General features: G+C 73.4%; 17 protein-coding genes. 5 read left to right on the top strand and 12 right to left on the bottom strand.

Going from position 1 to position 18,137, the window contains the following annotated elements:
• Positions 1–134: 134 nt before the first annotated feature.
• From ACFHW1_RS08045 to ACFHW1_RS08015, 7 genes are all read right to left on the bottom strand, one after another.
• A complete protein-coding gene (locus tag ACFHW1_RS08045; protein WP_416556352.1) occupies positions 135–749 on the bottom strand; it encodes a histidine phosphatase family protein in 615 nt (204 codons plus the stop codon).
• Between the two features lie 33 nt (positions 750–782).
• Complete coding sequence (locus tag ACFHW1_RS08040) at positions 783–1,544, bottom strand: sulfite exporter TauE/SafE family protein (protein ID WP_416556351.1); 762 nt, start codon at positions 1,542–1,544, stop codon at positions 783–785.
• Positions 1,545–1,602: 58 nt separating this feature from the next.
• Positions 1,603–2,817 (bottom strand): bifunctional RNase H/acid phosphatase, encoded by a 1,215-nt coding sequence (locus ACFHW1_RS08035; RefSeq protein ID WP_416556350.1) that lies wholly within the window; start codon positions 2,815–2,817, stop codon positions 1,603–1,605.
• Entirely contained in the window at positions 2,814–3,554 is a 741-nt protein-coding gene (locus ACFHW1_RS08030) for a zinc ribbon domain-containing protein (protein WP_282231635.1), read from the bottom strand. Before ACFHW1_RS08030 ends, ACFHW1_RS08035 begins: the two co-directional genes overlap by 4 nt.
• The gene (locus ACFHW1_RS08025) at positions 3,551–4,558 is read right to left on the bottom strand and encodes a Nif3-like dinuclear metal center hexameric protein (protein ID WP_416615156.1); all 1,008 of its coding nucleotides are present in this window, start codon (positions 4,556–4,558) and stop codon (positions 3,551–3,553) included. Before ACFHW1_RS08025 ends, ACFHW1_RS08030 begins: the two co-directional genes overlap by 4 nt.
• 105 nt (positions 4,559–4,663) lie before the next feature.
• The gene (locus ACFHW1_RS08020; protein ID WP_416556348.1) at positions 4,664–5,230 is read right to left on the bottom strand and encodes a flavoprotein; all 567 of its coding nucleotides are present in this window, start codon (positions 5,228–5,230) and stop codon (positions 4,664–4,666) included.
• Positions 5,231–5,278: 48 nt separating this feature from the next.
• The gene (locus tag ACFHW1_RS08015; protein ID WP_416556347.1) at positions 5,279–6,511 is read right to left on the bottom strand and encodes a helix-turn-helix domain-containing protein; all 1,233 of its coding nucleotides are present in this window, start codon (positions 6,509–6,511) and stop codon (positions 5,279–5,281) included.
• A 297-nt stretch (positions 6,512–6,808) separates the two neighbouring features.
• On the opposite strand from ACFHW1_RS08015, the gene ACFHW1_RS08010 reads away from it, so the two are divergent.
• Both ACFHW1_RS08010 and ACFHW1_RS08005 read left to right on the top strand, forming a co-directional pair.
• Positions 6,809–7,543: a bifunctional DNA primase/polymerase gene (locus ACFHW1_RS08010; RefSeq protein ID WP_416556346.1), complete on the top strand. Its 735-nt coding sequence runs from the start codon at positions 6,809–6,811 to the stop codon at positions 7,541–7,543.
• 280 nt (positions 7,544–7,823) lie between these two features.
• Complete coding sequence (locus ACFHW1_RS08005; protein ID WP_416556345.1) at positions 7,824–8,075, top strand: DUF3040 domain-containing protein; 252 nt, start codon at positions 7,824–7,826, stop codon at positions 8,073–8,075.
• Between the two features lie 62 nt (positions 8,076–8,137).
• On the opposite strand, the gene ACFHW1_RS08000 is transcribed toward ACFHW1_RS08005, so the two are convergent.
• From ACFHW1_RS08000 to ACFHW1_RS07985, 4 genes are all read right to left on the bottom strand, one after another.
• Positions 8,138–9,052 (bottom strand): SWIM zinc finger family protein, encoded by a 915-nt coding sequence (locus ACFHW1_RS08000; protein ID WP_416556344.1) that lies wholly within the window; start codon positions 9,050–9,052, stop codon positions 8,138–8,140.
• Positions 9,049–12,252: an SNF2-related protein gene (locus tag ACFHW1_RS07995; RefSeq protein WP_416615154.1), complete on the bottom strand. Its 3,204-nt coding sequence runs from the start codon at positions 12,250–12,252 to the stop codon at positions 9,049–9,051. The genes ACFHW1_RS08000 and ACFHW1_RS07995 overlap by 4 nt, the downstream gene beginning before the upstream one ends.
• Positions 12,253–12,331: 79 nt before the next feature.
• Positions 12,332–14,071: an ABC transporter ATP-binding protein gene (locus ACFHW1_RS07990; RefSeq protein WP_416556342.1), complete on the bottom strand. Its 1,740-nt coding sequence runs from the start codon at positions 14,069–14,071 to the stop codon at positions 12,332–12,334.
• Positions 14,068–15,885: an ABC transporter transmembrane domain-containing protein gene (locus ACFHW1_RS07985; RefSeq protein WP_416556341.1), complete on the bottom strand. Its 1,818-nt coding sequence runs from the start codon at positions 15,883–15,885 to the stop codon at positions 14,068–14,070. The genes ACFHW1_RS07990 and ACFHW1_RS07985 overlap by 4 nt, the downstream gene beginning before the upstream one ends.
• Before the next feature lie 192 nt (positions 15,886–16,077).
• Between ACFHW1_RS07985 and ACFHW1_RS07980 the strand changes: the two genes are divergently transcribed.
• The 3 genes from ACFHW1_RS07980 to ACFHW1_RS07970 all read left to right on the top strand — a co-directional run bounded on the left by ACFHW1_RS07980 (position 16,078) and on the right by ACFHW1_RS07970 (position 17,225).
• Positions 16,078–16,242: a hypothetical protein gene (locus tag ACFHW1_RS07980; protein WP_416615152.1), complete on the top strand. Its 165-nt coding sequence runs from the start codon at positions 16,078–16,080 to the stop codon at positions 16,240–16,242.
• A 199-nt stretch (positions 16,243–16,441) separates the two neighbouring features.
• A complete protein-coding gene (locus ACFHW1_RS07975) occupies positions 16,442–16,570 on the top strand; it encodes a hypothetical protein (protein ID WP_416556339.1) in 129 nt (42 codons plus the stop codon).
• Positions 16,571–16,574: 4 nt separating this feature from the next.
• Complete coding sequence (locus ACFHW1_RS07970; RefSeq protein ID WP_416556338.1) at positions 16,575–17,225, top strand: acVLRF1 family peptidyl-tRNA hydrolase; 651 nt, start codon at positions 16,575–16,577, stop codon at positions 17,223–17,225.
• A gap of 638 nt (positions 17,226–17,863) precedes the next feature.
• On the opposite strand, the gene ACFHW1_RS07965 is transcribed toward ACFHW1_RS07970, so the two are convergent.
• Positions 17,864–18,130, bottom strand: coding sequence for a hypothetical protein (locus tag ACFHW1_RS07965; RefSeq protein ID WP_416556337.1), 267 nt, complete (start codon positions 18,128–18,130; stop codon positions 17,864–17,866).
• Between the last annotated feature and the right edge of the window lie 7 nt (positions 18,131–18,137).

Genomic DNA, 18,137 nt, shown 5'->3' with positions numbered 1-18,137 from the left:
CCGCCCGGACCAGCACCCGCACGGCGCGTCACGAGGCAAACGTTCCCTGACACGGCACTAGAAGAACCATGGTCGATATACCGGCCTAGTCCTTCTAGATCCAAGGCACGACACACGCCCCACAGCCAGGCGGCTCAGGTCAGCAACTCCACCGGTGGCTGGCCCCGCTCGCCCGGCGGCAGGTGGCCGATGTCGTTGAAGCTCACCAGGGTCGGCGGAGCGTCGCTGCGCCACTGCACGATCGTCAAGCCGCAGTTGAACTGGTTCAGCCCGAGCCACCGCCAGAACGGCGCGTCCAACGTGTGCCTGACGGCCCACCCGATCACGAAGTTGTGCGTCACCACCAGCTCATGCCGGTCGACGTCGCCGACCCACCCCCAGTGGGCCACGGCCGCCCGCAAGTGCATAGCGCCGGGGTCGCGCTCCGGCTTCGGGACCGCGTCAAGGAAGTCGGCGTACCGCTGCGGCACCGCCTGGTTGGCGCGCCCGGGTGCCGGGACCGGCGTCACGTCGGCGGCGAGCCGACACTCGTGCACCGCAACCCCGGGCAGGAGAGCCGCGATCTCCTCGGCGGTCTGCGCGGCCCGCGCTGCCGGACCGTGGTGGACGGCGTCGAATGGCACCGCACGCAACCGCTGACCGAGCCGGCGTGCCTGGCGCCGGCCCAGCTCTGACAGGCCAGGGTCGGGCCCGGTCCCGTCGCTGTTCTGCTCGCCGTGCCGGACCAGATACACCAGCGTTCGCGCCATCCGACCATTATCGTCAAAGGATCGGCCAGCGGGTCAGCGTAGGGCGCGGGCATGCAGCAGTACGCCGATACCGACGCCGAAGGCGACGATGCCGAAGCGCAGTACGGTCGGCGGCAGCTTGCGCACCACCCGCGCGCCGACATAGCCGCCGACGATGGTGGCCGGGGCGACCGTCACCGCCGCGGCCCAGTCGACCGGGCCGAAGATGGCAAACACGGCGGCGGTGGTCACCCCGACCGCCGCCGACAGCAGGTTCTTCAGCGCGACGACGCCGTTGAGCGCCTCGTCGAGCACCAGGGCCAGGCCGGCGACCAGCATCACCCCAAGCGCGGCACCGAAATAGCCGCCGTACGCGGCGCAGAAGAAGGTCATCGCCTGCAGTGACATCTGTTCGCGCCCGGCTGGCAGGTCGCGGGGTTCGCCGACGAGGCGCCGCAGCTGGTTCTGGAAGCCGAGCACCGCCGCCGCGCTGATCACCAGGAACGGCACGATCAGCTCGAAGGCCCGGGGCGGGGTGATCAGCAGCAGGACGCAGCCGAGGACCGCCCCGGCGACGGCGGTCGGGACGAGGCGCCACAGCCCGCGTCGGCGCGGCAGGTCGTCGCGGCTGCCGACGGTGCTGGCCACGTAGCCGGGGCAGACCGCGATCGCGTTGGTGACGTTCGCCGACACCGGCGGCAGGCCGACGGCGATCAACGCCGGGAAGGTGATCAACGAGCCGCCGCCGGCCGCCGCGTTGACGGTGCCGGCCGCCAGCCCGGCCCCGACCAGCAACGCGAACGCGGGAAGATCCATCCTGCGAGGCTAGCGGCGCACCGGCCGCCCGGGTCAGACGGTGGCGATCCCAGCGAGGTCAGGGGGTGGCGATGGCGGCGAGGTGGGCGGTGTCGTTGACGGTACGCACCGCCACGCCGCCGTCCGGCCAGGTGTCGATCACCGAGATGCCGGTCGGGTCGAGGTAGAGCCGGTGCAGCAGCGCGTCCCCGGCACCCAGCGCGTCACGCAGCATGATCTTCAGCGGGGAGACGTGCGAGACCACCACCACGGTCTTTCCCCGGTACGCGGTGAGCAGTTCCCGCACTACCCGGCGGACCCGGCCGGCGACCTGGGCGAACGACTCCCCGCCGGGCGGGGACAGTTCGGTGGAGGCCAGCCAGGCGGTCAACTCGGCCGGCCAGCGTTCCCGTACCTCAGCGAAGGTACGGCCCTCCCATTCGCCGAAGTCGCACTCGATCAGGTCGGCTTCGGCGCGTACCGGCGGGTCGCCGACCTCGGCGGCGATCGACCGTGCCGTGTCGACGCAGCGCGACAGCGGCGAGCAGACGATGACGTCGACCTTGGCCCGGATCACCGCGATCCGGGCGGCGGCGGCGGTGGCCTGCGCCGCGCCCTGCTCGGACAGCGGTACGTCGCCGCGCCCGGAGTAGCGGCTCTGCTTGTTCAGCCCGGTCTCGCCGTGCCGGACCAGGATGAGCCGGGTGGCGGTGGCGGTGGTCGGCGGCTCCCAGGAGGCGGCCGGGGCGTCACCGGCCCCGGCGATGGCGAACATCGACGGCTGGGCCTCGACGACCGATCCGACGGAGGCCGGCGGGGCCGCAGACGCAGCCGACGCGGCAGGTGCCGGCGGAGCCTTGGCGGCCTTGGCCGGTTTGCCGGCGGCCTGGTCCATCGCCTGGTTGGCCAGGGTGTCGGCGCGCTTGTTCTGCTCCCGGGGGATCCAGCTGAACCTGACCAGGTCGAACTCGCGGACCAGTGTGGCGGCCTGCGCGGCGAGTGGCCGCAGCCCCGGATTCTTGATCTGCCACCGGCCGCACATCTGCTCGACGACCAGCTTCGAGTCCATCCGTACGTCGACCGAGGTGGCGCCGATCTCAGCGGCGGCCCGCAGCCCGGCGATCAGCCCCTGGTACTCGGCGACGTTGTTGGTGGCGACGCCGAGCGCCTCGCCCCGTTCGGCGAGCACCGTGCCGGTGTCGGCGTCGAGCACCACCGCCCCGTACCCGGCGGGCCCGGGGTTGCCCCGGGCGCCCCCGTCGGCTTCGACGACGACCTTCAAGGCGGCCGTCACAGGCCCGACTCGGCGGTGCGCACCATGATCCGGCGGCAGTCCTCGCAGCGGAGGACCTCGGCCGGGTCGGCCGCCTTGATCCGGCCCCGTTCGGTGGCGGAGAGTTCGAGTCGGCAGCCGCCGCAGCGGCCGGCGCGCATCAGCGCGGCGGCCAGCCCACCCGAGTTTTCCCGGATCTTGTCGTAGAGGGCGACCAGGTCGGCTGGGAGGTCGCCGGCCAGCGGGGCGCGGGCGGAGGTCTTGAACTGTTCCTCGCTGGCGATCTCGGCGAGGTTGCGTTCCCGGGTCTGCTCGACCTCAGCACGCCGTTGCCGGGTGCTGTCGATGCGTCCGGTGACCTGGTCGAGTGCGGCTTGGGCGGTTTCCCGCTGTTCCATCAGCTCCAGTTCGGCGTCCTCCAGCTCGGTCTGCCGGCGGGTCAGTGACGCGAGTTCGTGCTGCAGCGCCTCCAACTCCCGGGCCGGGCCGGAGCCGGCGGTGAGCCGGGCCTGGTCCTTGTCCTTGCGGGCGCGGACCTGGTCGACGTCGCGTTCCAGTCGGGCGATGTCGCGGTCCAGGTCGTCGACGGCGACCTGGGCGCGGACCCGCTCGTCCTCCAACGCCGACAGTTCCCGCGCCAGGGCGTCCAGCTCAGCGTGCTCGGGCAGGGTCCGTCGCCGGTGGGCGAGTTGGGCGAGCGCGGTGTCGATCGCCTGCAGGTCGAGCAGGCGGCGCTGGGCTTGCGGGTCTGCCTTCACGGATGGGGCTCCTCATGGGTGGATGCGGCGGGCGCGGAACGGGCGGGTGCCGTAGGCGTAGGGCGGGCGGGCGCCGTAGGCGTAGGGCCGGCGGGTGCCGTAGGCGTAGGGCGGGCGGGCGCCGTAGGCGTAGAGCCAGTGGGTGCCACGCGGGAGCGGCCGGCGGACGCTGTGTGCAGCGTCCACGGGTCGGTGTCGAGGTCGGAGACGGTGGCGTCGACCCCGAGTTCGCCGGTGAGGTACGCGGCGAGGTCGTCCAGCCAGGGGCGTTCGGTGGCCCAGTGGGCGGCGTCGAGCAGCGTCGGGCCGCCGCTGGCGATCTGTTCGCTGACCGGGTGGTGGCGCAGGTCGGCGGTCAGAAAGGCGTCGACTCCGGCGGCGGTCGCGGCGGCCAGGTAGGCGTCGCCGGCACCGCCGCAGACCGCCACCGTGGTGACGAGGCGTCCCGGGTCGCCGGCGGCCCGCACCCCCCAGGCGGTGGCCGGCAGCACCTCCGCGGCGTGCCGGGTGAGTGCGGCGAGGGTGAGCGGCTGGCGCAGCGTGCCGATCCGGCCGGCGCCCTGGCCGGCGACGGCGGCGGCAGGGCTGCCGGGTGCCGCCGGCGCCAGGGGCCGCAGGTTGGTCAGGCCGAGCCGGTCGGCGAGTGCGTCGGAGACCCCGGGGCGGGCCACGTCGACGTTGGTGTGTGCGACGTACAGCGCGACGCCGGCCCGGATCAGGTCGTGGACGATCCGCCCCTTGTACGTGGTGGGGGCGACCGAGGAGACGCCGCGCAGCAGCAGCGGATGGTGAGCGATGATCATGTCGGCTCCGGCGTCGACCGCCTCGGCGACGGTTTCCGGTACGCAGTCGACGACGCACCACACGTGCCGTACCGGGGCATCCGGTTCGCCGAGGACCAGGCCGACGCGGTCCCACTGCTCAGCCCAGGCCGTCGGGTAGCGCCGCTCGACGGCGGCGGTCACGTCGGCGACCCGTACCGGTGATGCTGCAGTTGTGTCCACGGCGGCCCAGCTTACCCATCCACCCGCCGCGCTCCGGACGTTCAGGCGCGGCGGCGTCCGTTCGGCTGTGGGGCGTCGCGCCCCGTCGGTCCGGCGGCGTCCCGGTCAGCCGTCAGTGGTGCCGGCGGACAACTGTTCGTCGAGCGCATCGAGGGTGAGGTGCCAGGGGATCCGGTCGATGATCTGGTCCCCCTCACCGGGCGGCCGCAACGGCAGCACGTCGTCACCGAGCAGCACCCGCACCCCCCAGCCACGCAGCCGTGCGACGCTCGCCTGGAACGCCGGATGCCGGGCGAGCGCGGTGTTGGTGAAGGGCAGTGTGACGATCGGCAGGCCTTTGCCCTGTGCTTCGACGACCAGTCCGAGGGCGAGGGTGTCGGTGATCCCGGCGGCCCACTTGTTGATCGTGTTGGCGGTGGCCGGTGCAACGATCATCGCGTCGGCGGGGGGTAGTACGTCCGGGTCGCCGGGGTTCTTGTAGTCGACCCGGACCGGGTGACCGGTCTGTGCGGCCAGCGCCGGCAGGTCGACGAACTTGCGTCCGTCCGGGGTCACCACCACGCAGACCGACCAGCCGCGTTGTCGGGCGAGCGTGACCAGCCTCCCGACGTGGCGGGAGGCTGGGCTGCCGCAAGCGATCACGTAAAGAATCCGGGCACCGGCCGGGGTCACACCCTCACCTCTCCATCGATGGGTACGTGGCTGTTGCGAGGTGACGGGTCACACGCCGACCCCCATCTGTTCGGCGAGTTCGGCGACTGGCGCCGACGGCGTACCCCGGGTACGGCGCAGCACGTCGGACATGACGGCATGGGCCACCGGTCGGCAACGGATCTCCGCCGGGGCGAGCCGGTCGCCCTCCAGCAGCATCTCGGTGGCCTTCTCCAGCTCGCCGAACTGGGCGTAGCCGCGGGCGATGTCGAGCAGGTGGTGCGCCCGCCGTTCGGGCAGCAGGGCGCTGAAGCCCGGATCCTCCATGACCACCCGGTGGGTCTCGACCGCCGCCCGTCCCTCGCCGAGCTCCACGGCGGCCGCAGCCCGGTGCAGTTGCACGTTGGTCGGGCCGAAGCAGGTCCAGTAGTGGTTGCGGTTCTCGCCGAGCGCCCGGGCCGCATCGTCGGCACCGTTGACCAGTTCCCGGACAGTTGCGCTGTCGCCGAGCCGGGCAGCGGCCATCGCACCCTGCAGCAGCAGCAGGCCGTAGACGGACAGCTGCTCCGGGGTGCTGCTGCGGCTGTCCGCCGGGGCGAGTCGGTTGGCGATGTTCACGTTTACCTCGAGGGCTGCACGGGACCGGCCGAGGGCCAGGAGCGCGTTGCCGACCCGGCAGGTCGCCACCCCGGTCAGCAGCCGGTCGCCGGCCCGGTGCGACACCGCGATCGAACGGTCGGCGGCCAGCCAGGCGAGATCGTGCTCACCGAGCTTGCGCAGCGTGGACGAGGCAATCTGGTAGAGCTGGCCGAGCAGACTCGCCGCCTGCTGCGCATCGTCGTCACCGGTGTAGTGGGCGTCGGCGGCCTGCGCGTCACGCAGCAGCCGGGGCAGGGCCCGGGCCAGCACCCCGTACTTGGCGTGCTGGAAGGTCAGCCAGGCGTGGTTGGTCGCCTTGTGCATCTCGGCGAGCGGCGGCAGGCTGTTCGTGGGTCGGAAGAACGTACTGATCGAGTCGTAGCGTTCCAGTGCGGCTCGAATCTCCTCCACCTCCACCTGGTCTATGCAGGTGACGCTCTCCGGCCGCCGCTCCGGGTCCTTGCCGAGCAGCAGTTGCGCGTCGAGCTGTAGCACGTCGGCGATCTCGTGGATTACCGAGAACTTGTCCAGTCGGCGCACCCCCCGTTCGACCTTGTCCACCCAACTCTTGGATTTGCCGAGCCGGTCGGCGAACACCTGTTGGGACATTTTGCGTCGGCCACGCCAGTAGGCGACCCGTCGACCGATGGGTAACTCTTCCACGCTCATGTTCCCCCTCGCGGTGCCGGGCACCTAGGAGCCGGCAAACGTGCTGGTCGATGCGGCATCCCCCCGGACACCGGGACCACTGACCGTGCTCATCGCACAGGCAGTGCGTTAGGTCCATCACAGATGGTCGTAGTTTTCGATGCAACTTGCAAAGGGTTGGCAGTCGAAAGTTCCGGCGTGTCGCCGGGGGCGTACCCGCCCCGGCCACGCCGGATCCGGCTGCCCTGATCCGACCGGCCGGACCCGGCAGTGGTCCGGCCGGCACCCAGATGTCTTGGAGGAATCTCGATCATGCGGTGGACGGTCCAACCGCCTTTCGTCCGCCTGCGGCTACGCCGCGGCGCGCTGCGCTACGCCAGGCACGGCTGGCCGGTGACGCCAGGGGCGTACCTGCACCAGGGGCGCTTCCGGTGCGACCGCCCCGGCTGCCCCACCACAGGCTGTCATCCAGCGTTGCAGCACTGGGAACGGGACGCCAGCGACCAGCGCCACCAGGTCGGCTCGTGGTGGCGCCAGCAGCCGCATACCGTCCTGCTGACCACCGGACAGGCGTTCGACGTACTCGACGTGCCGGCCCGGCTCGGCCTGCGGACGCTGTGCACGCTGCGGCTGCGCGGCGGTGCCGCGGCGCCCGGCCGGGGCCAGCTGCGCGGGCCGGTCGCGGTCACCCCGACCGGGCGGTGGATGTTCCTGGTACGCCCGGGTGACGCGCTGCGCCCGGAGCTGGCCGATTCCCTGGACGTCATCCAGCACGGGCCGGGCTCCTGGATCCCCGCCCCACCGACGGTACTGCCACAGGGGCCGGTCCGCTGGGCGGTCGATCCGGACGAGGTCGGCTGGCGGCTACCTGACTCGTACGCCGTGCAGCGGATCATCGTCGACGCCCGGGAAGCCGCCGCCGCGCCACCACGGCTGCCGCAGCCCCGCAGCGCGCCGGTCGGGCCGCTGCCGGGCACCGTACCGCTCGCTCCGGCGGCCGCGGTGTTCGTCCCCCGGCAGACGTCCACCCTGCGCCGGGCGTTGTGACCTTCCCAGCAGTCACCTGCGGGCGACTCCACCGGCCCGGGTGCTCACCCGGGTAGGCGGATCTTCCCGGCTGCCGCCGGCCCGGGACCTGACGGTCCCGGGCCGGCGGCCGTCCTGTTTGCCGGTTGAGGCGCAAGCTGCAGGACCGGGCTGCGTGAGCGGCGGGCGATTGGGTAATGCCCCGATGGCCGTTCGGTACGCATCGGTTCGGTACGGATCCGGGTTACCGGACCTCGCCACCACGGCACGGCCGTCGGGACGTTCGGAGGGAAGGCACGCCATGCTCAGCAGGGAGGATCAACGCCGGTTCGACCAGATCGCCCGCCATCTGCGGACGACCGATCCGGACTTCGTCGCCCGCCTGGGCGATCAGGCCGCCAACCGGCGGAATCGGGCGGCGATCATCGCCTGTGTGCTGCTCTGGGCGGTGGTGCCGCTGCTCGCCCTGTTCGGCGGCTGGATCGCCGCGTCGATCTGCACGGTGGCGCTCACCGCCGCCGGGCTCCTCGCGCTGCGGGCCCGCCGCTGGTAGCCGCGTCCGCCGTCGGCCGCCCGGCGGGAACAGTCGCCGGCCGGCCGCACCGGCAGCCCGGGTCAGTCGTCGGCCGGCGCGGGTTCGGCGAACCGCCGGTAGGCCCGGCCCAGCACCGTCACCAGGGCCGGTCCGCCGATCGCCGGTGACGGCGCGCCAAGCTGGCGCAGCAGCAGGTCGGCGCGGGCCGGCAGGACCGGCTCACGGTCCGGCAGCGGCACCGGTGCACGCCAGAATCCGGCGTCCGACGTGGCGACGGGTTCGGACAGGCCAGCCAGCGCGGGGCCGGCACCGACCGGGGACCTCACCGGCAGCGCACTGGAGTCGGTGGACGGCGGGGCAGCGTCGGCGGACGACGCACCGCCGTCGCCACGGGCAGACGGCCCGTCGCCGCCACGGGCGAGCCGCAACTGACGCAGTAGGGTGGCCCGGTCCCGCCCCCGCCAATGCAAGATCTGGAACGGGTCGGTGTCGAACTCCTCGGCGAGCAGATAGCAGGTAGCGGCCAGATGCTTGCACGGCACCGCCGTGTCGGGACAGCTGCAGCTCATCGCCAGCTCGTCGACCCCGGCCGGGAACAGGGGTGCCCCGGCGGCGACGAACACCTGCTCCAGCTCCGGCGGCAGGTCACCGGCGAGCAGCCGGGCGCTGTACAGCGCCTGACCGGCCAGGGTGCCTTCGATCCGCCGCCACACCGCGTCGCCGTAGCGCCGCAGCCCGATCCGTGCCTGGTACGGCCGGGGCCGGGAACCCTGTACCTGGGCGGTCACCACGCCAGGTGCCACAGTCAGGGCGAGCACCTGCCCGGCTCGGGCGTAGGAGCGGCCCCGGGTCAGCCGGGTGCCGAGCGCGAACGACTCCAGCACGTCGACGAAGCGGCGCGACCACCAGGACTGACCGATCGCGCCCCGGGTGCTGCGGGCCCGCAGCCCGCCGTCGACCCGCCGGGGCCGGCCGAAATCGGCGAACGAGCTCATTCGACCACCGCCCCTGCCTCCAATGTAAACAGATCCCGCAGCTGCGCGGTCGACAGCTCGGTCAGCCACTGCTCACCGCTGCCGACCACGGTCGCGGCGAGGCCACGCTTGTCCGCCACCATCGCCGCGATCTTCTCCTCCACGGTGCCGGCGCAAACGAACTTGCGGACCTGCACCGCCCGCCGCTGGCCGATCCGGAACGCCCGGTCGGTGGCCTGGTCCTCCACCGCCGGGTTCCACCACCGGTCCACATGCACGACATGGTTGGCGGCGGTCAGGGTCAGCCCGGTGCCGCCGGCCTTCAACGACAGAACGAACAGCGGCGGACCGGCCCGCCCGTCGCCGTCGGCGTCGCCGCCGGCCTGGAACCGGGCCACCAGGTCGTCGCGGTCCGCCTTGCCCAGGCCGCCGTGCAGGAACAGCACCTCCCGACCGGTGTACGACGACAGGTACCCGCGCAGCATCGCGCCGAACTCGGCGTACTGGGTGAACAGCAGCGCCTTCTCCCCCGCCGCCAACACTTCGTCGAGGATCCCGGTGAGCCGGGCCAGTTTGCCGGAGCGTCCGGCCAGGTGCGAGCCATCGCGCAGGAACTGCGCCGGGTGGTTGCAGATCTGCTTGAGCTTGGTCATGGTGGCCAGCACCAGGCCGCGACGCTCGACGCCGTCGCTGGACTCGATCCGCCCCATCATGTCGTCAACCACGGCCTGGTAGAGCGACGCCTGCTCGGCGGTGAGGTTGCACACCACCTCCATCTCCAACTTGGCCGGCAGGTCGGAGATGATCGAGGTGTCGGTCTTGAGCCGGCGCAGCACGAACGGGCTGGTGATCCGGCGCAGCCGCTGGGCGGCCTCGGCGTCGCCGTGGCGTTCCACCGGTTCGGCGTAGCGGCGGCGGAAACTGGCCGCGCCGCCGAGCAGGCCCGGATTCGCGAACTCCATGATCGACCACAGGTCGGCGAGGCGGTTCTCCACCGGCGTACCGGTGATCGCGACCCGGTGCCGGGCGGGCAGTGACCGGATCGCGACGGCCTGCCGGGTCGCCGCGTTCTTGATCGCCTGCGCCTCGTCGACCATGATCCGGTGCCAGCCGACGCCGGCCAGGTCGGCGGCGTCCCGGGCGGCCACCGCGTAGGTGGTGACCACCAGCCGGGCGTCGGTCACCGCCGCGACGAATTCCGGGCCGCGGGGTCGGTCGGCGCCGTGGTGCACGTGCACCGTCAGGTCCGGCACGAACCGGGCAGCCTCCCGCTGCCAGTTGCCGACCAGCGACATCGGACAGATCAGCAGCGTCGGTCCGGCGTCGGGTTCGTCGGCGGCGAGCAAGGCGAGCAGCTGTACGGTCTTGCCGAGTCCCATGTCGTCGGCGAGTACCCCGCCGAGTCCCAACGAGTCCAGGAACCGCAGCCAGGCCAGACCCCGCTGCTGGTACGGGCGCAGCCGGCCCCGGAAACCGGCCGGCTCGGTCACCGGGGTGAGCCGGCGCTCCACCTCTCCGCTGAGCAGGTCACCGAGCGCCCCGTCGGCGTCGATACCGAGCACCGGCAGCGGCAGCGCGACACCGTCGCCGTCGCCGTCGAGAGCGACCCGCAGCAGATCGGTGACGGCCAGCTCACCCCCGGAGCGCAGCAGTTTCAGTCCGGCGGCGAGCCGGGTCGGGTCGACCTCGACCCATTCGCCGCGTAGCCGTACCAGCGGGCTCTTGGCCCGGGCCAGGTCCCGCAGCTCCTGTTCGGTCAGCGGCTGGTCGCCGAGGGCGACCTCCCAGCGGTAGTCGACCAGGGCGGACGTGCCGAAGTCGCGGTCGACGGCGACGGTACCCGGGGCGGTACGGCTGCTCGCCCGCAGCCGGGCACCGAGTCGGGCGGTGGGCCGCCGCCACCACGACGGCAGCAGGACGCCGAACCCGGCGGCGTGCAGGGCCGGCGCGCCGTCGCGCAGGAACCGGTGGGCGGCGGCGACGTCCAGGTCCATCCCGTCGGGGGCGGCGGTGCGCAGCGCGTCGTCGATCGCCGGCCACAGGCGGCTGGCCCGGCCGAGCTCGGCCAGCAACGTCTCCTGCGGGTCGGCGGTGTGCCGGGTGAGCGGCTGAAGCTGCCGGCCGCCGCGCCAGATCGCAGCGGCGTCGACCAGCAGGCTCGGCTCGGCGGTGGCCTGCAACGCGAACTCCAGCCGCCAGCCGACGGTGGCGGCACCGTCAGTGGCGTCACCGTCGGTGCCGGAATCGTCGATGGCGGGATCGGGGTCGCGTTCGGGTTCGCGCAGCCGGAACAGGGCCCGCACCGGGCCGCCGGCCGCGTCCCGCTGCCAGTGCTCCAGCTCGGCGACGAGCGCGTCGAGTGCCGCGACCGGGGCGGTGAAGTCCCGCCGGGGCCCGGTCAACGCGGCCAGCCAGGCGTCGCGGGCGGCCAACGGCCCGGACCGGGCACGGTCCTCGGCCAGCCGTACACCGTGCAGCGCGGCGCGGGCGGCGGCGTCGGTCAGCGCGTCCAGTGCCTCGGCGACACGCCGGTGTCCGGTGCCGGACGCCCCGGCGGCCAGCGCCGCCGCCGGGGTGGCCAACGCCAGCGACCGGGCCCACCGTTGGTCGACACCGGTCAGCAGCGGCAGCCAGCAGGCGGTGGCCGACCCGGGTGCCGCGCCGGGCCGGGCAGCGGGTAGCACCCGGCCCCGGGCGACCAGTTCGGCGGCGAACCCGGCGAACAGCGCCAGGTGGCGCACCCCGGCGCCGATCACGAGCCCGCCCGGCAGATCGTCGCCCGGCAGACCGTCGCCCGGCAGACCGTCGCCAGGCGCGATGTCGGCTGCCGGATCGACCTCGTGCAGAGTGCAGAGCACCGGCAACGCCTCGTCGGCGTCGAACTCCAGGGTGGACACCAGCCAGTCGGCGCGGCCGCCGTCGCGGGCCAGCCCGGTGGTCGGCGCGTCGGACTGGGTACGGACCAGCTCCGGTGACTCGACCGGAGCACCGGTGATGGTCGGCAGCCGGACCGCCGTACTGCCGGTGACCGCCTTCACCGCCACCGGCCCGAGCAGTGGGCTCAGCGCGGCGACCAGGGTCTCGTGGCCGGCGGCGAACGGGTGCGGCCGGCGGCGCGGCGGCCGCCCCGGCCGCCGGGGCGGCGCCGACGGCAATGTCGAGTCCTCGGCCCAGACGGCGAGCCGACCGGCGGGGCCGAGTAGCCCCTGCACCACCAGCACACTCACTCCTTCGCCGTCGCACCTGCGCCGATGGTACGGGTGGTCCGGCTGGCACGGCCGACGCCACCGCCGGGGGCGGTCAGCCGTGCCAGGAGCGCCACAAGGCGGCGTATGCGCCGTCGGCGGCGATCAACTCGTCGTGGCTGCCCTGCTCGGTAATTCGACCCTGGTCCAGCACCGCCACCCGGTCGGCGTCGTGGGCCGAGTTCAACCGGTGTGCGATGGCGATGACGGTCCGCCCGGCCAGTACCGCCGCCAACGCCTGCTCGGTCCGGCGAGCGGTGGTCGGGTCCAGTGCCGCGGTCGCCTCGTCCAGGATAAGGATGTCCGGATCGGCGAGCACCAGCCGGGCGAGCGCCACCTGCTGGGCGTGCGCGGCCGGCAGGTCGAGCGCGCCGTCGCCGAGCAACGTGTCCAGGCCGGCGGACAGGTCGGCGTACCAGTCGGCACCGACGGTGACCAACGCGGACCGCAACGCCTGGTCGGACGCTTCGGGGGCGGCGAACCGCAGGTTCTCACGCAGCGTACCGATGAAAACGTGGTGTTCCTGGGTAACCAGGGCGATCCGGCGGCGCCGCTGCGCCGGGTCGAGTTCGGTGACCGGGCAGCCGCCGAGGAGCACCGCGCCGTCGCGGGGCGCCTCGATGCCGGCGATCAGCCGGGCCAGGGTGGACTTGCCCGCCCCGGACGGGCCGACGATCGCCAGCCGTTGCCCGGCGGCCACCGTCAGGTCGATGCCGCGCAGCACGTCGACGCCGCCGCCGTAGCCGAAGGTCAGACCGGTCACCCGCACCTCACGGCCGGTCGGCGTGGCGTTCCGGCCGCGCGGCTCCGGCGGCACCTGCCCGACGCCGAGCACCCGGGCGTACGACGCCAGCCCACGCTGGGCCTGTTCGATCCACTGCAGGATGGTGTCCAACGGCTCGACGGCCTGCTGCAGGTAGAGCGCGGCGGCGACCACCGCGCCGAGGGTGACGGTCTCCCGGTGCAGCAGCAGCCCGCCGACCAGCAACGCGGCACCGATCGGCAACGCGACACTGGCCTCGGCCACCGGAAAGTACACCGAACGCAGTGCGAGGGTGGCCCGCCGGGCGGCCCACAGGTCGGCGATCCGGGTCCGGCCGGCGCGGATCCGTTCGTCGCCCAGCCGCAGCGCCTCCACCGTACGGGCACCGTCGGCGGTGGTGGTCAACGTGTCGGTCAACGCGGCCATCGCCGCGCCCTCGGTCAGGTAGGCCGGGCGCGCCCGACGCAGGTACCACCGGGTCACCGCCACGATCGACGGCAGGCCGATCAGGCCGGCCAGCCCCAGCAGCGGATGCAGCCAGAACACCGCGCCGAGCAGCAGGACCAGCTGCGCGGTGGCGATCACCACCACCGGCACCACATCGCGGACCATGGTGCCGACCGTGGCGACGTCACTGGAGCTGCGGGTGGCGAGGTCGCCGGTGCCGGCTCGTTCGACCACCGACACCGGTAGTCCGAGGACGCGGTGCACGAAGTCCTCGCGGAGCCGGGCAACCGCCCGTTCGCCGAAGCGCAGCCCGACGTACCGGGCGAAGCGGGTGAGCAGCCCTTCCAGCAGGACGAACCCGATCAGCGCCGCTGCCAGCCGATTGACCGCCGCCACCGACGCACCGACGGTGACCACGTCGACGATCCGGCCGAGCAGCCACGGCCCGGCCAGGCCGGCCAGGGCCGCGCCGACGTGCAGCACCAGGATGCCGGCGACCACCCAGCGTTGCTGACCGAGTAGTTCACCGGTCGCCCGCCGGACGGTACGCGGATCGGCCACCGGCAACCGACCGGAGGCGGTCACGGTTGCCCCGCCCCGGGCGTCGGCCCCGCGGCCGGCCCCGCAGTCGGCCCCGCAGTCGGCCCCAGGGTCGGTCCGGCCGCGTCGGTCAGTTCGCCGCCCCGGGCGACCAGCGCTCGGTAGTCCGGGTCGCCGACCAGCAGCTCCGGGTGGCCGCCGATCCCGACAACCCGACCGCCGCGCAGGTACGCCACCGTGTCGGTGACCGCGAGCAGCAGCGGGGACGTGGTTACCAGCACCGTGGTCCGGTCTGCCCGCGCGACCCGCAGCCGGTCGGCGACCCGTGCCTCGGTATGCGCGTCGACCGCCGAGGTCGGCTCGATCAGGATCAGCACCTCCGGCTCCACCAGCAGCGCCCGGGCCAGCCGGACCCGCTGGCGCTGGCCACCGGAGAGGGTACGGGCGCGACTGCCGATCGGGGTAGCCAGGCCGTCCGGCAGCGACGTCAGCACGTCGTCGGCGGACGCGACCCGGACCGCCGCCCGCACCCGTCGGTCACCGGCCGCGTCCGGCTCGTCCGCCCGCCCACCCTGCAGGATCTGCCGCAGCGTGCCGGCGAACAGGTACGCGTCGTGGTCAGCGACCAGGATCCGGGCCCGCACCTCGTCGAGCGCGACCGCGCCCAGCGGCACCGCGCCCCAGGTCACCCCGGACCGGCGGAACCGGCCCAGCCGGTCGGCCAGGGCCTGCCCGTCGCCCGGGTCGTCGGCCGCCACCCCGATCATCCGTCCCGCCGGCACGGTCAACCCACTGTCGGGGTCGTGCAGGTCTGCCGGCTGCCGTGGAGCGGCGGTGCGCCGCACCGCCAGTTCCGTCACCGGGTCAGGGGTGAGCCGCAGCAGGGCCACGATCCGGCGGGCCGCGACCCGGCCCCGGATGAACTGGTAGCTGCCCTCCTGCAGGAACCAGACCGGGACGGTCAGCGCGGCCACGTACCCGTAGACGGCGACCAGCTCCCCGATGGTGATCTCGTCGGCGACCGCCATCCGGGCGGAGATCCACACCACGGCGGCGAGGAACAGGCCGGGGACGGTGACGGTGAGTGCCTCGATCCAGCTGTTCACCGCTGCGACCCGGTAGCCGTGCCCACGCAGCCGCTGAGAGTGCTCGACGTAGCGGTCGGCGAACAGGGACCGACCGCCGACCCCGGCCAGCACCCGCAGCCCGGCGACGATGTCACCGGCGCGGGCGGTGAGCTGGCCCTGTTCCCGCCGATAGGTCTGCTCGGCCCGGTCCAACCGGCGCAGCAGCGGGCCGAGCAGCGCCGCGACCACCGGCACGCCGATCAGGATGACCGCAGCAAGCACCGGCGAGACCGTCCAGAGCAGGACCGCGACCACCAGGTACGCCAGCACCGCGCCGACGCCCGGCCCGGTCAGGGTGAGCACGTGCGAGGTGTGGGTGATGTCGGTGCCGCCGACGGTGGCCACCTCGCCGGTGGCGAGCCGGCTCGGTAGGACCGCGCCGATGCGCGCCAGCTGCCGCGACAGCACCCCGGCGGACCGGGCGGTGGCGTCCTCGCGGATGTAGGTCATCGTGCGGTGCCGCAGCACACCGACCACGGAGATCAGCACCCCGGCGACCAGGACGGCGCCGACCCACCACGCCAGTACGGCCCACCGGCCGGGACGCAGTCCGTCGTCGATCGCCCGGGCCACCAGGTACGGCCGACCGGCCAGGCCGACCATCCACACCGTACTGAGCAACGCGCCGCGCAGTACCCGCCACGGTTGGCGACACACCAGCCACCACAGGTAGCGCACCGGCCCCCGGATATCGGGACTGCCCGGATCGGGGTGCGGGATCAGCGGCGGCACCGGCCCAGGCTAAAACGTCCCAACTCACACCGCCGACACATTTTCCCCCGTCGGCCGGCTGTGTCGTCGGTCACCGGGCACCGCCGAGCTGGGCCGCACCGCGACCGGGCAGCTGGCACCGGTCGGGCAGAATCGGCGGCAGTCCGATGATTCGATCATCGGGGTGGGTCGACCCTGGGATGGTCCTGGCTGGTGTGGCCGGTCGGGGCTGCCGTGCTGACGGCCGCCGGATATGTCACGGCGACGCTGCCCCGACGTCGGGCGCACCAGCACGCCCGGCGCGCCGACGAGCTGTGGCGTTCCGCAGCCGGACCGCAGGACCGGGCATGGGACGCGCCGTCGGCACCGAGGTGGTGACGGCACGTCGCCGACGGCGCGACCCTGGCCGACGCGCCGCGACCGGATGCGTCGGCCGCCGCTGCCACGCTCGGCCAGCAGATCATCGACCTGGACCGCCGGTACGTGCGGGCGAACGAGGTACGCCGGCGGCGAACAGGACACGGTCGGCGGCACCGGGGAGCGAGGTGACTTCGTCCGGCGGTACCGTCGACTCACCATGGACTACACCGACCTGCTTGCCGACATCGTCGCCGCCGACCGGGCCGACCGGCTCACCGCCCGGCTGGAGCAGTTGATCGGACGCGGCCGCGAGCTGGCTGGCTCCCCCGCCGTACCGGGGGGCTGAGCGGATGCGCGGCGCGCGGCCGGCGGCCGGCGGTGGCCGGTGGGTGGAGATCTCCCCGGAGCGTCTGCGGGGCTGGCTGGACGGCTTCTACGGCCGGCACGACGGCGCCACCGAGGACGGGCTGACCCTGACCGGGGCCAGCAACGGCGACACGGCGACCCTGCATCCGCCGCCCGGAGTCGACGGGATCAACGACGTCGACGGTCTGCTCGCCGCACTGATCCGGCCGCCGCGCATCGGCCTGCTGCTGGCCCGCAAGGGCGCGGTGGCGGTCGGTGTCGTCGACGGCACCAATGTTGCGGTGTCCAAGGTGGAGCGCCACTACGTGCAGGGACGCACCGCCGCCGGCGGGCAGTCACAGCAGCGGTACGCCCGGCGGCGCGACAACCAGGCGACGGCGGCGGCCGGCCGGGCCGCCGACATCGTGGCCCGGGTGCTGCTGCCATTCTGTCCCGCCGACGCTGAGGAGCCGATCCGCGCGCTGGTCTGCGGCGGCGACCGGTTGATGGTCGACGCGGTCCTCGCCGACCGGCGGCTGGCACCGTTGCTGCCGGTGCGCCACCCGCACCTGCTGGACTGCCCCGAGCCACGGCTCGCCGTGCTGCAGGACGCCGCAGTCGCCGCCCGTCGCGTCCGCATCCACCTGGTGCCGTAGGCCGGACGCCGTCGGCTCAGGAACGAACGAACGTCGCGGTGCCGGTGTTGCTCGGCGAACCCGCGTCCACCCAGTGCATGTCCGCCCGGTCCGACTCCTGCAGGATCAGGGTCCACTGCGCCGCGCCGACGCACAGGGACCGCGAGTTGACCGTCGTACGCTGACGCAGGTGGATCTCCCGGTCTCGAACTGCTCCCGGCCCAGCGGCACCTCCGTCTCCAGCATCGGGACGTGGACCGACGTCGCCGCCGCCCGCTCGTCAGCCACAGTGGCCGTCGCGCCGAACGTACCTCGCCGACCGCCACGTCGGGCGGCGACCTGGGACATCTACCAGGGCCTACATCCATTGGCCGCCACCGCCGCCGTCGTGCTGGCCTGGTTCTACACCGCACCGCCCGGCCGGTTCAACTACCGAGGCTTGGGTGCGGTGACCGTCGCGGCGATCCTCAACGGGCTGTGGCCGATGGTCGCAGTGCTGCTGCAGACCGTTCGGATGATGGTGATGAACCTCGGCGACCGCGGCGATGCTCGGCGTCCTGCTCGGCGCGGTGCTCGCCGGATACCTGGGCCTGTTCGCCCACCGGATGTGGCTGGCCGGACGGACCTGCCCGACCAGCGCACCGGTCGACCACCGCTGATCACAACGACTGGGGCACCAACTGGTCCGGCACCGCCGTCGGTGCCGGACCGGTGTCGTCGGCCGCTGACCGGTCGGCGTCGGCGACCGCCGGCCCGGTGGGTGGCTCGGCGGCCAGCAGTTCGTTGAGCACCTGGATGGCACCGGTGATCCGCAGCAGGGTCTGCTGGATGTCGGCCCGCCTGGCCTCCACCTCGGCGAGCATCTGCTGGCCGGCGCGCAACTCGGCCTCCAGCTCGGCAACCCGCTGTTCCAGTTGTTCCCGCATAGGTTCG

Origin of the sequence: Micromonospora sp. LOL_014, assembly GCF_048060245.1 — a bacterium.
GTDB lineage: Bacteria > Actinomycetota > Actinomycetes > Mycobacteriales > Micromonosporaceae > Micromonospora_E.
Note: the sequence above shows the minus strand (reverse complement) of the source record. Positions and strands in the feature narration are given on the sequence as shown.